The sequence below is a fragment of the Paenibacillus sp. 1011MAR3C5 genome (assembly GCF_003591485.1).
GTDB lineage: Bacteria > Bacillota > Bacilli > Paenibacillales > Paenibacillaceae > Pristimantibacillus.
This window is the reverse complement of the sequence record NZ_QZCF01000014.1, coordinates 1-13,136: the sequence shown is the minus strand read 5'-3', so window position 1 is coordinate 13,136 and position 13,136 is coordinate 1. Positions and strand designations below refer to the sequence as shown.

The window sequence follows — 13,136 nt, the reverse complement described above, 5'->3', positions numbered from 1 at the left end:
ATTCCCTCCCTACCAATCGACTGTTCTTCACAGGCAACTGAATTGAGGTATAGTCAGTTGTATCAATAAAACGATAATACAAAAACACCTCCAAGGTTGTCCCCTATCTTACGACATGGAGATTTAGTTTCTTGAAGGTGTTTTGATTATGCTTACGTTATAGGGTCAGTCCCGCATCATGCCTTTAGGAATTCCTTCTTAGTACCGCTTATGAAGCCTACTCATTCCGATACCATTCATTGAGCGCCCGGTAGGCTTTGAGGTATCTGGCATAGATTGCGTCATAAGAACGGTGTCGATCTGCTGAACAAGGCGCAGGCTCCGAGGTGCTTATCAGCTTCTGCGAAACGATATCTTCCATCGAACACATGCCTGTTCCTACTCCGGCCAGCATGGCGGCTCCGATTGCCGAAGCATCGCGATTGCGCAGAAGAGACAGATTTTTGCCCAGTACGTCGCCAATCATGGCGCTCCATACCTGATTGCGGCTTCCGCCTCCGCCCAAATGGACCTTGTCGATGGAATGCCCGCCCTTCTGGAATACTTCCATGCTTTCCCGAATATTAAAAGCGATGCCTTCCATGACCGAATGCATAAGCAGCTCAGGCGTTTGTCCTGTCGACAGTCCAATCCAGGTCGCTCTGTCCGCCGCATCAAAATGCGGCGTCCCGCTGCCTACCAGGAATGGAAGAAACATGATGTTGCCGCTACCGGGAGGAATCGTCTTCATACCATCGCATAGCTGGTTAATGGCCGCATAATCCTCCGCCGCCAGCCTGCTCTTCCCTGTGATAAGGCGATAAGCCCAGTCGATCCCAAGCCCCCCTGTAAAGACGGAACCCATTCCATACAAAGTTCCAGGGATGGCAGAGGGATGGTAGGTTACTTGACCCGCACCGGAGGTAGAGATGGAAGATACCCTCATGACCACTTGTGCCGATGTGCTTAACGTGATGGCCAGCGTACCTGCGTGGACAGCGCCCGTACCGAGCTGGCTGCAGGCCATGTCCGCAGCTCCGGCTACAATTGGAGTACCTTCCAGAAGTCCCGTTGCTATGGAGGCATTCTGGGAAGCATAACCGACAATATCCGAGGAAGCATGGATTTGCGGGAAGATATGAGCCGGCAAGTCCAGCTCTCGAATGAGCTCCATGGCCCATTCGCCGTTGCCATGATTGTACAGCAAGCTGTTCCCCGCATCCGTCTGATCCGTTCCGAGTTGTCCCGTAAGCTTGTACCGGATATAGTCCTTGGGAAACAACAAGGTGCAAGCGCGGTCCATGGCCTCCGGCCGTTTTCTCTTGATCCATAACAATTTCGATACCGTGAAGGCGTCAATCGGCTCATTGCCTGTTAATTGAAGGAAGTCCCCCCTATAGTGTGCCTTGAGATAAGCCGACTCCTCATGCGAGCGGGTATCGGCAATCAGGATGCTGGGCATGACAGGTGTACCGTCTTCATCCAACAGAACTGGCGCGCTCATATGCCCGGAGAAGGACACCGCTCCAATGGCAGACGGGCCGACTGTCTCCAGACATCCCTTGATCGCTGCCGCAGCTGCCTCCCACCAAGATTCCGGGTCTTGCTCTACCCAGCCCGGATAAGGAGAGCTGGTCGGATAATGACCGGATTCCGAAGCTGCAATCTCGCCTTCCTTTGTCATTGCAATGACTTTGACGGCTGTGGAGCCGATATCGATGCTGAGTACCAAAGACGCTTCCTTCATCTCCACTCCCCGCTTTCACAAGTTGCTCTTCAGGCGCTTCTATAAATGCTTGATTCGTTGCCTGTACTTGTCGATATATACCTGGTTGCGCTCAAAGCCGCCAGGTATATTGCCGCTGACGTAGACCGGAGGCTCTATGCCGCGCTCCACCAGCTTCTCCGCCACGCTGGTCATGATCATATTCAGAATGACACTGCCAATAACGGTAGAGCCGGAAGCCATCTTCATGGAGAAGTCAGGAATCTCAACCAAGGCGTCTCCATGCGGCATATGATTGTCGATGACCAAATCCGCGATATCGCTAAGCCGCTTGCCGGACGGGTGGCGGGTTTCATCGTTGAAGTAAGCAGACGAACAGATCGCTACTACCTTTAGCCCCCGCTCCTTGGCCGATTGGGCCATCTCTACAGGCAAGCTGTTGATCCCGGAGTTGGATATGACAATGATGACCTCGCCCGCCATCACGTTGTAATTATCAAGAATAACAGGAGCATACCCGGTCATCCGCTCAATCTTCGAGCTTTTCACCGCTCCTTCGTGAAGCATAATGCTCGTCTCTAATATAGCGTTGACTGGCACCATGCCTCCGGCTCTATAGAAAAAGTCCTCTACCAGCAGATGAGAGTGACCGCATCCGAACAGATGGACAAGCCCGTCGCGGGCTACAGAATCCGCGATCCAGTCAGCTGCCTGCATAATAGAATGGCGCTCTTCTTTCTCTACCAAATGAATATGACCTATAATTTCATGAACAAATTTGCTAGCAAGCATATGAATACCCCTTCCTGATTGCCAACCTTGTTAACCGATAGTTGGCGGAATGCCCAGTGTGCCAAAAATTCGAGAGGCTGTGCGTATATGCTCCGCTGCCCGGGACAATGCCGGCTGCCCGTGTCCCGGCAGCAGCATCTCCGGCTCCATTGCCGTGAGCCGCTCTATGCTTGAAGCAAGAGCGCTGACCGAAAAATCATGTGTACTGAGCATCGAAATTTTCCCTCCGTACATGATGGTGTCTCCGCTGATCAGGACGAGTGGCCCCCTCTCTGCTTCCATCACATAACATGTATCGTAACGTGAATGTCCCGGCGTATGCATCGCGGTGAAAGAATATCGGCCAATCGTAAGCTGTTCCCCGTCCTGCAATCGAATATCAGCCTTGCAAGGCGTCCAGCGGTAATCTGCCGGATAGAAGCCAGCCATTCTAGCCTGAGGAAGGTCGATCGCCTGCTCATCCCCTGCCTCAAGAACAGATGCAGCCTCATCCAGCAGAACCACCTGCGCACCCGTGCGACGGGCAATCTCCGCCGCTCCTCCAGAATGATCCGCATGGAGATGGGTGAGCAGAATATGCGTCACATCTGCCATATTGAATTGATGTTCTTCCAAGTTGTCCGCCAGCTGGTCTACCGACAAGCCAGTCCCGCTATCAATCAATGCCACCCCTTCTCCCGTATTCACCGCATAGACATTGCAGTCAGCCGGATGAGTCCAGTCGAAGCCCAGTTGCCCGCTTCCTATCAAATAAATATCTCTGCTAATCTTCATCTCAATCCTTGACCTGCACAATCATTTCAAGTTCGACAGCTGCTCCTGACGGAAGCTCGCTTGTCCCGAGCGCAGCTCTCGCATGTCGTCCTGATTCGCCGAACACTTCGACCAGCAGATCGGAAGCGCCATTGATGACCAGCGGCTGATCCCCGAAGTCGGCAGCGGAGCGCACATACCCCATGACCCGAACGATACGCTTTACTCTATCCAGCGAACCAAGCACCATCTGAATCTCGCCCAGACAGTTCAGAGCTGCAAGTCTTGCCAGCTTCTGTCCGGTCTCCACATCAATATCCGCACCAAGCCGGCCCGGTTGCTGCATCACTCCGTCAATCTCTGGAGTAGCGCCTGATATAAACAGCAGGTCTCCGATTTGGACACCGGGGATGAAATTGAAACGAGGCGGAACATGAGGAATCGTGATGCCTAATTGCTGCAAGCGGTTCTCGATGGACATCTCTTCATCCACTCCTTCTTTCTATGTTCTTACTTTCGAATGCCGTTTCCGGCAAGCTTCACAACTTCGCCAGTCCTAGCCGCATCCACGATTGCTTCCGCGATTTCCATCACATGAACCGAATCCGAAAGCGGCATAACCGGCGACGGCTGGCCCTTCATGATCTGATTCACAAAATGAGTCAGCTCAATCAGAATCGCACCGCCGATTCCTTCTGGCCCCGTCGGCCAAAGCGTTGTCTCGGGATGCTGCAGGCCGCTGTCCGTCCAAATTGTAAATCCGGGATGCGCAAGCCCGAACTTCGCCGTCCCTTTCTCACCGATAACTTCGATCTCTGCATCAATCGTACCGTCCAGCTCCAGCGTCTCAACCAAATTTTGCGGTCCGCCGGATGGCACCATCCAACTGGAGTCCAGTGAAGCGACCAGTCCGTTCTCGAAGACCAGAGCGGCAGAGAACAGATCGGGATGTACATAGCCGCTCATATTTCGCTCAAATGCGGATACCCGGACACATCGGCAACCGGCGTACCACACGATAAGATCGAGCTCATGCACGCCGGATTCGTAGACGGGATGCACGCGATTGCCGAAGGAATGAAACCACGATCGGCTGAAATTCCGTTTGGAGCGAATGGCCGCCACATTTCCCAGCATGCCATTGTCGATACTTCGCTTGATTGCGTAATAAGGCTGACTGAAGCGCGAGATATTGCCGACCATAACCTGTCGATTTTTCTCGGCCTGAAGATATTGGATCGCCTGCGCCTCCTCGCTAGTGACGGATAGCGGCTTTTCCACAATGACATGCTTGCCGTACTTCAATGCCGCAATGACCAGCGGACCATGCGACTGCTCATCGGACACGATATCTATCGCATCCAGGTCTTCTCTCTTGATCAGTTCAAGAGGATCCTGATAGCAATCCTCACTCCGTATGCCGAACTCCTCAGCCGTTGCCTGGAGTGCAGGTACGTAGACATCCGCGATCGCAGCCACTTCCACATGAGGCAATTGGCGGAGTACGCGCAAATGCAGTCTGCCGAATCGTCCCGTCCCGATTAATCCGATACGAAGCTTGTCCATGCCGATACCTCCAGGAATCGATTATTTGACCGCACCGGCCGTAAGTCCCTTCACGAAATACTTGCCGACAAAGGCGAAGAAGATAACAACCGGCAGCAAGGCAAGCACCGCACCGGCAGTCGTCCAGCCCCAGCGGACCGTATATTGGCCCATAATGGCATTAAGACCGATTGGGAGTGTGCGCAACGAATCGCTGTTAATCAGTACCGACGAGAAGGCAAACTCCGTCCAAGCCATAATGAACGCATAAATCGAAATAGTCGCTATGCCTGGCCCAATAAGCGGCAATATAATCTGGAATAGCGTCCGCATCCGGCTTGCGCCATCTATCGCTGCCGATTCGTCGAGCGCAAGAGGCACATTGTCGAAGAAGCCCTGCATCAGCCATACGGAGAACGGTGCGGCGAATGTTACGTTAATCACCATCAAGCCTAGCAATGAGTTGACCAGATGCAGATCCGCCATCAATTGATAGACAGGAACCAGCAGCAGGATACCCGGGAACACATACGTAGCCAGGATAAGGCGGCTTACGAACTTGCGTCCCTTGAACTTCATCCGGTACAGCGCAAAGCTGGCCGGGATGACGATGAGTACAGATATAGCCATGGTGCCAATGGAGACGATTATACTGTTGGACAGGTTCGTCAAATATGACGTCTGTTCGATCAACTCTTGATAATGAACAAGTGTAAAGGCCTTCGGGAATAAATCCGGCTTCAGGATTTGATCAGCCGGCTTGAACGAAGAGACAATAACCCAGTAGAAGGGAAAGACAATCAAAAAGGTCAGCAATATACCGATGATATATCGGAATATTTTCACGACAGTCACCAACTTTCCGGTAGCGATGAAATAAGCTTGTTGCTAATCTTCCTTAGGCCCTGCGAATTTGAGGAAGAAGAAGGCGAATATGCTCAAGAATACAGCAGTGATAATCGAGGTTGCCGAAGCTTGTCCGATCTTGAACTGCTCGAATGCCTGCTGATAGATCATGACCGGTACAGTCGTTGAAGCTCCTGCAGGACCGCCGCCGGTTAAAATGTAAATCGTATCGAATATATTGAACGACCATAATGTGCCGACAAGTCCAAGCGCGAACGTGATTTTCCCTAACGAAGGGAACGTAATGCTCCAGAATTGCTGCCATTTGTTCGCGCCATCCACATCGGCGGCCTCATAAATGTCTTGTGAAATGGTAGATAGACCCGCCAGAACGATAACCGCCATGAACGGGAACCAATGCCATGTGTTAATGAAGATGACAATCGGGAACGACCAGAAGCTGTCACCCAGCAAATTAATCGGTTTATCAATAAGATGAAGCGATTGAAGCACGTGGTTAAAAATACCGTAGGACCCGTTAAATATCCATTGCCAAAAGATAGCGACGACAATCGTCGGTATAATCCAAGGGATGATCATCCAATTACGTGCGAAATTCGTCATGCGCGATGCTTTGTTCAGCAACAATGCTACGCCAAAGGCAAGCACGGTCTGCATCAAGCCGTTGCCAAGCACCCAGATCAAGCTCTTCTTCCAAGCTGTCCAGTAAGCGCTTGACGTTAAGGTGGCTTTGTATTGATCCAATCCGACAAATGTGCCTTTTGTACCGATAAAACCTGTGCTGTAGAAGCTTTCTTTGATTACGCTAAATAAAGGAATAAATATGGTCACCACAATCCAAATCACAATAGGCGCAACTAGCAGATAGGGCAGCAGTTTGTTAAACTTTTTGCCTTTGCCTAACATCTCCAAGCCTTTTCACTCCCCTGGAGGGACGAGAAGGGGTATGACCATATTTCACACCCCTGCCCATCAAACCCCTCTTCCAATTATTTCACAGCAGTTTCCATCTGGGCTTGTCCCCACTTGACTGAATCTTCTACCGACTTGCCAGCAATGATGATATTCTCAAGCGTTTGAGCCATATAGTTCGGCCCTGCAATCTGGCCAATCTTGGTTGCGACGCCATCCGTGAAGCCGAACAGCGCTCCGTTGCTGGAAGCCTTGATCAATACTTCGACTTGATCCTTATATTTGCTAATGACCGGATCATTCCAGAAGCTCTCCGCTTTGCTGCCGTCTTCTGTTACTGGCAGGAACAGACCTGGCTCTGCGTTGACAAAGCTTCCGTAAGTCTCAGGCTCGAACAGGAATTCGAAGAATTTTGTAATTGCCTCTTTCTTCGCCGCATCGTCGGTCAGAACCATAATACCGTTGGAGTAGTAGATGCTGCCTTCTTCTCCGCCTTCACCTACCGGCATCGGCACGACACCCAGATCGGAGGCCGGACGCCCGGATTCCGCTTCAAAGGTCGACAGGTATTGACCCTTCTCGATCGCCATCGCCACGCTGCCGGAATTGAACAACGCTTGCGGCTCGCCCCATTGATACGTATTGCTGTCCGGTGGAGAGAACTTCATCAGATCTGTATACATTTGATAGGCTGCAACGGTTTTTTCATTGTCGAAAGTAATTTCGTTGTTGCCATTGATGACATGCTTGGCTCCACCCGATACCAGGAAGCTGTACAGCACCTGGTCGGTGGCCATCGACTTCGAGCCTGGAAGAGCAATACCGTATTTGTTGCCCGAAGTCAGCTTCTCTGCTGCCGTCTTCAGCTCTGCCCATGTTTTCGGCGGCTCTACGTTAGCCGCTTGCAGCAAGTCATTGCGGTACCATAGCACTTGAACCATGCCGAATATCGGAACTGCCCAAGTCTGGCCATCGTACTTGTATGGCTCAAGAGCGGTATCAAGGAAGCCGTGCTTGCTGTCCAGAGACTCGATAATATCGTCCACCGGCTGAACTACGCCCAGCTCCTTGATCAATGTCGTATAGTCCGGGATCGTAAAGAGCAGGTCCGGGCCTGTGCCCGACATGATGGACGCCGGGAATTTCGAGTATGCATCTCCCCAGCTTTGCACTTGCGTCGTTACTTTGATGTCCGGATTCGCTTTGTTAAAGGCATCCGCAATTTCCTGGAATCGCTTCACCCGGTTCGGCGGCTCCTCCATGTGCCATAGCGTAATTTCCGTTACATTACCCCCGCCGCTGCCCGTATTGGCGTTTTTGTCCTTGTTGCCTTCCGAGCCCCCGCTGTTCGACGAGCATGCCGCCAGCACGGTTTGAAGCACGATAACCAGTGCGATCAGCAGCAGAAATTTTTTACTCTTCATTACAAGACACTCCCTTTTGTATGATTTATTGCAGCGGACATATCCTTAAGGCCATGCCCGGTTACAATCGATACGACGGTAGCATTCTGCTCAAGCAAGCCAGTCTGCTGCATATGCGCCGCTGCCGCGACAGCAGTCACAGAGGACAGCTCGGCGAGCACGCCTTCGCGCTCTGCCAGCAGTCTGCGATAACGGATCAATTCGGCATCCGCTATAGCCAGCGCAATTCCTTCGGATTCTCGGATGACTGACAAGGTGCGGGTTCCATCCGCAGGATAAGTCAGCAAGGGATCGGCTATTCCCGAAGCGATCGTCTGAGCAGGACCGCTCCAAGGCTGCACGTCAGCCTCGCCATCGTGGAACGCTTTCACAATCGGCGCGCATCCTTCGGCCTGTACGCCTGCCATGCGCGGCAGCTTGTCCGTAAATCCGGCAAGCTTCATTTCTTTAAAGCCTTTGTAGATCCCGGATAATAAAGGTCCTGCCCCTATCGGCACGATGATCCAATCCGGAACCTTGCCAAGCTGGAAAGCCAGCTCATAGGCAACCGTCTTGTTGCCTTCTACTGCATAAGGATTCATATAGGTGGAGGTCAGATTAAAGGCTTGTCGTGCGACAGCCATCTCTTCTGCAACTCGATAGGCATCGCTATAATGGCCCTCCACCGTATGGAGCACCGCACCGTACTGCTCCATCGCGGATCGTTTCTCTTCAGGCGTGCTCTCAGGCACATAAATCGTGCATCGCAAGCCGGCACGCGCCGCATAGGCTGCCGCAGCCACGCCGGTATTGCCAGTTGAAGCGCATACAACCTCATTAAGCCCAAATTGGGCGGCTGCTGTTATCGCGACTGCGAGCGGCCTGTCCTTGAACGCAAGCGTCGGATTAATCGATTCCATCTTCAAATGCAAAGATTGATTATTCGCAATATTCAGTATATTATTGGTGCGAATAAGCGGTGTCCCGCCTTCGCCAAGCGAGATCGTTCTCCCCTCCGGCAGTATCGGAAGCAGCTCTCGAAATCTCCAGATCTCGCTGCCCGATGAGGCCGCCAATCGCGTAAAGTAGGCTTTACTGCAAATCTGCTCATAATCATAATGAATTTCCAGAGTCCCCTTGCAACGTCGGCAAGTATAAATTGGCTCTATCTCGTAGCTCTCACCGCAATACCAGCATACCGGCCGAAACGTACTCATAAGCGCTCCTCCTCCGTGTCCGATACGGACTGGCCCGCTAGGGTGAGGGCGGATTGAACATACATGCGATAAGCGCTGTGCAGCTGTCCAAGCTCGATATACTCTTCGTTTGAATGCGCCTGTTCAATGCTGCCTGGTCCGCATACGATGATTTCAGGACATACCTCTTGCAGCAAAGCTCCGTCTGTCCAGAATTGCAGTCCGACCGGTTCAGCATTCTTCGGTGTATCTGCCGCTGCAAACTCCGTTTGATAAGCCTCCAGCATCGCTTTCACCAGCAAGCTGTCAGCGCTCGTCCCCATCGGACCATGCGGTACGCCATGGAAATTGTCGGAAATGCGAATCCTTCCGTCAAAGTCGGGATACTCTTCACGAACAGCCGCTAGTGTCAATTCCAGTTCCGCCAAAGCTGTCTCGGCCGTCTCTCCCGGCAGCAAGCGCCGTTCAAAGCCAATCGCGCAATGATTCGGAACGATAACCGGCCTGGTTCCTCCCTGTATCATCCCGATATTCAGAGACGGAGAACCGAGCAGCGGATGATTTCGAAGCTTCAGCTCCGGCAAATAATGATCCTGTATATAATTGATCCATCTCGAAGCTCGATAGATGGCATTCACGCCTTGCTCGGGTACGCTTCCATGAACCGAGCGGCCTACGAAGTCCGCTTCGAACCAGGCTACGCCTTTATGCGCAATGCCTACTCTCATCCCGGTCGGCTCGCCTACGACACCGTAATCCGCCCGAAACTCGCTGCGTGCCAAGTGGTGAGCGCCTGGGCTGTACGATTCTTCCCCAACTGTTCCTGCGAAGATGATATCGCCAGCTAAGCTGATCCCGCTGCGGTGAATAGATGCGAGGGTCATCATCATGGCCGCAAGCGCGCCTTTCATATCTACACTGCCTCTGCCGTACAGACGATCTCCGATTTGAATCGCTTTGAATGGGTCATTCATACCGTAGGGGGGAACTGTATCGAGATGGCCGTTGAGGAGTAAGGATTTCCCCCCTCCTCTTCCAGCGAGCCGTGCAATCACATTGGGGCGACCGGGGATCGCCTCTTGCAGCTGGCATTCGATCCCCTGATCTTGAAACCATTGTTGAATGTATACGGCTAACCGCATCTCCTGTCCTGGCACCTCGCTATGACTCTCAATCGCAATGAGACGTGCTAATAGCTCTTCGATCTCTCCAGGGGCTGAAGCGGCAATCACCTTCTCCATTAGCCTTGTTTGCCCCATCCGAATTCTTCAAGGTATTCCTTGGACTCTTCAGCCACTCTGTCGAAGTCTGTCATGCTGACGCCTGAAGGATCGCCAACTCCGTATAGTCCGCCTGTCTGGAAGCCTTCCCACTCTACAGAGTTATAGCCTTGGAAGTTGACTTCCTTAAGCGCTTCCGCCATTTCGCGGAAATCTACAAAACCAGCTCCAAACCATACGTGCTGAGATTGCATAATGTTCGGGAAACCGACTTCATCTTTTACATGAGTGACACGAATCCGGTCGCCTAGCTTGCGGATAGCTTCTTTGATCGGCATGCGCGGTTTAACGGTTGTATAGAACGTGCCGACATCCACACAAGCATAGACATTCGGACGATCGACCAGTTCAAACAGCTTCAGCATGTCGTCAATGTTGTTAATGATGGTGCCTTGGATCAATTCAATGCTGACGTCGATTCCTTTTGTTTTGGCATAATCCGCAACTTCTTGCGTAGCCGTAACGACTTGATGCCAAGCTTCTTTTCGTGTCATCAGGTTGTATAGCGGCGGATCGTAGTAACCGTCTCCAATTAGCGTAACGACTGTACCTGCGCCCATATCAGATGCGGCGTCGATTGCTTTTTTGAACTTGGCAATTCCGGCATCGCGGTCAAAATAACGCGGCGTTACAAAGGTTGTATGACAGCCGATGGAGGAGAAGGCCAGTCCCGTTTCGTCCATCGCCTTACGCACCTTTTTAACCGTGTCGTCATATTCATGAGGCAATATTTCTTGAATCTTCGGATAGATGACATCGAACCCTTCATAGCCGTAGGATGCAATTTGTCTAATGCACCAATCTAGTGATTTATCTCCCCAGGAGTTCCAGGCAGGACCTGCAATCTCCAGTCTTCCCCACGGCATGTTTGGCCAAATCTCGAACGACAGCTTCAAATGATTACTCATATTGTTCCTCCTCAGATGTCTAGACGTTCATTTCGATTGTAAACTTGTAGCGATCTCCTCTATATAGGGATCTTACATATTCCACCGGACGTTCCATACCTTCGGCATAAGTAGTTCTCTCGATCAGCATCGCAGCATCATGTTGTCCAATTTCGAGAATCCCTGCTTCTTCCGGATAAACGGAAGTCACCTCAATGGTTTGAACCGCTTTCATAAGCTTTAGTCCGCAAAATGTCTCCAGCATTTCGTATAAGGAAACATTCTCCATATCCATGCCATACAGTGGCTTGGCCAGTTCATACACAAGGTATGAGCGTTCAAGAGCCATTGGCTCGCCATCTGCAGTACGCACTCGCACAATCTCCAATACTTCTTCACCTGTCTCCAAGCGAAGCTGTGTAGCCACTTGCTTGGTAGAAGGGATTACCTGAATGGACACAACCTGCGCTCCTGGCACTGCGCCACGATTCTGCATATCTGAGCTAAAGTTAGTCAATTTCGTAAGCGGTTGCTCAATTTTCGGCGTGGATACGAATGTGCCAACTCCGCGTTGACGATACAATAAGCCTTCTTGCACGAGTTCATTAATCGCCTGACGGACAGTCAAACGATTGATCTCAAATTCCTCCGATAGCTCACGCTCAGAAGGAATCAACTCATCAGGCTTATAATAACCTGATTGAATCTGACTGCGCAGATACTCCTTCACTTGAAAGTAAAGGGGTATTACGCTAGTGCGATCAATAAAACCTTTCAAGTCTTTCATGGCATCACCTCGGTTCATGTCATATAGTGAAGTAGTCGTCTATACCAGTTGATGCTATTAATATATTTCAAGCTTCACACATTTGTCAATATAATTTTTTAAAGGTGAATATTCAGAATCATTAAAATTTGCACAATCTTACTGCCTGATTTGGAGTAAAAGATTAAAATATTTTAATAATTCTATGTAATTTAGTTCAATTACACGTTATCATTCATATTAATAGCTGAATCTTCTTATTTTATAAAAGTTATAACTATCATTATTTTCATATCAAAAAAACCTGATGCAATCTCTGCAAAAGGTTTTTAAGCTTGATGCTGTATAGTTTACGCATGATCTTTTCAACTTTCAGGTCATTTATAAAAATAGAAAAAACACCTGCCACCTTTTTCTTTAGATAGACATCTGTGCTAGGTTACGTCCATTCCGCATCGAATGAATAGGCTGCGAAGCTGTCACATCACGGTTGGCATCGGCGATATCGCTAACCCGTGCCTACATCATCGAACTGCAGGGAATCTAGCCACTCTCCCGTGGAGAGTGATTTTTTGGTCTTTATCTTTGACTTTATCTTTTAATCTTAATCTCTTGCTCTTTAAAAAGTAATCAGCCTACCGCATCCATACGGTAGGCTCTTGTGCTTGGCGATGTCCATTCCGCACCGGATGAATAGGCTTCGAAGCGCTTCATCACGGTCGGCGTCTGAACCTACCGCTAAGGCCGGGCCCGCATCGTCGAGTTGCTTCGATGAAAAGGTTCGGACACTCTCCCAGCAGGGAGAGGAACGTCGCCCGGGGACTTTGGGATGAAGGGCTTCGCCTATCCCAAAGTCCCCGAACGCACAAAAAACCTGCCGCAGATCACTGCGGCAGGCCATTTTGTGCTTGGCGACGTCCTACTCTCCCAGGACCCTGCGGTCCAAGTACCATCGGCGCTGAAGGGCTTAACGGTCGTGTTCGGTATGGGAACGCGTGGTTCCCCTTCGCCGTCATCACCAAACGATCAA

12 protein-coding genes and 1 rRNA gene are annotated in these 13,136 nt (G+C 50.9%); all 13 read right to left on the bottom strand.

Features of this window, described 5'->3' with window-relative positions; translation table 11 throughout:
• Positions 1-217: 217 nt before the first annotated feature.
• Positions 218-1,726 (bottom strand): xylulokinase, encoded by a 1,509-nt coding sequence (locus tag D3P07_RS25615; RefSeq protein ID WP_119803715.1) that lies wholly within the window; start codon positions 1,724-1,726, stop codon positions 218-220.
• Positions 1,727-1,765: 39 nt separating this feature from the next.
• Positions 1,766-2,497 (bottom strand): sugar isomerase domain-containing protein, encoded by a 732-nt coding sequence (locus D3P07_RS25610; protein WP_119803713.1) that lies wholly within the window; start codon positions 2,495-2,497, stop codon positions 1,766-1,768.
• 30 nt (positions 2,498-2,527) lie between these two features.
• On the bottom strand, positions 2,528-3,271 hold the full coding sequence (locus D3P07_RS25605; protein WP_119803711.1) for an MBL fold metallo-hydrolase: 744 nt from the start codon (positions 3,269-3,271) through the stop codon (positions 2,528-2,530).
• A gap of 1 nt (position 3,272) precedes the next feature.
• On the bottom strand, positions 3,273-3,731 hold the full coding sequence (locus D3P07_RS25600) for a RidA family protein (protein ID WP_119803709.1): 459 nt from the start codon (positions 3,729-3,731) through the stop codon (positions 3,273-3,275).
• A gap of 29 nt (positions 3,732-3,760) precedes the next feature.
• Positions 3,761-4,816, bottom strand: a complete 1,056-nt coding sequence (locus D3P07_RS25595) for a Gfo/Idh/MocA family protein (RefSeq protein WP_119803707.1) — start codon at positions 4,814-4,816, stop codon at positions 3,761-3,763.
• 21 nt (positions 4,817-4,837) lie between these two features.
• The gene (locus tag D3P07_RS25590; protein ID WP_220482050.1) at positions 4,838-5,641 is read right to left on the bottom strand and encodes a carbohydrate ABC transporter permease; all 804 of its coding nucleotides are present in this window, start codon (positions 5,639-5,641) and stop codon (positions 4,838-4,840) included.
• A gap of 42 nt (positions 5,642-5,683) precedes the next feature.
• Positions 5,684-6,568 carry a carbohydrate ABC transporter permease gene (locus D3P07_RS25585; protein ID WP_259391693.1) on the bottom strand — a complete coding sequence of 295 codons (885 nt, stop codon included), beginning with the start codon at positions 6,566-6,568 and terminating at the stop codon, positions 5,684-5,686.
• 83 nt (positions 6,569-6,651) lie between these two features.
• Positions 6,652-7,998, bottom strand: a complete 1,347-nt coding sequence (locus tag D3P07_RS25580) for an ABC transporter substrate-binding protein (RefSeq protein ID WP_119803701.1) — start codon at positions 7,996-7,998, stop codon at positions 6,652-6,654.
• Entirely contained in the window at positions 7,998-9,194 is a 1,197-nt protein-coding gene (locus D3P07_RS25575) for a threonine synthase (RefSeq protein ID WP_119803699.1), read from the bottom strand. Before D3P07_RS25575 ends, D3P07_RS25580 begins: the two co-directional genes overlap by 1 nt.
• A complete protein-coding gene (locus D3P07_RS25570) occupies positions 9,191-10,414 on the bottom strand; it encodes a M20 family metallopeptidase (protein ID WP_182914514.1) in 1,224 nt (407 codons plus the stop codon). The genes D3P07_RS25575 and D3P07_RS25570 overlap by 4 nt, the downstream gene beginning before the upstream one ends.
• On the bottom strand, positions 10,414-11,361 hold the full coding sequence (locus tag D3P07_RS25565; protein ID WP_119803695.1) for a sugar phosphate isomerase/epimerase family protein: 948 nt from the start codon (positions 11,359-11,361) through the stop codon (positions 10,414-10,416). Before D3P07_RS25565 ends, D3P07_RS25570 begins: the two co-directional genes overlap by 1 nt.
• A 19-nt stretch (positions 11,362-11,380) precedes the next feature.
• A complete protein-coding gene (locus tag D3P07_RS25560; RefSeq protein ID WP_182914513.1) occupies positions 11,381-12,127 on the bottom strand; it encodes a GntR family transcriptional regulator in 747 nt (248 codons plus the stop codon).
• An 885-nt stretch (positions 12,128-13,012) separates the two neighbouring features.
• Positions 13,013-13,129 (bottom strand): 5S ribosomal RNA (rrf, locus tag D3P07_RS25555).
• Positions 13,130-13,136 lie beyond the last annotated feature (7 nt).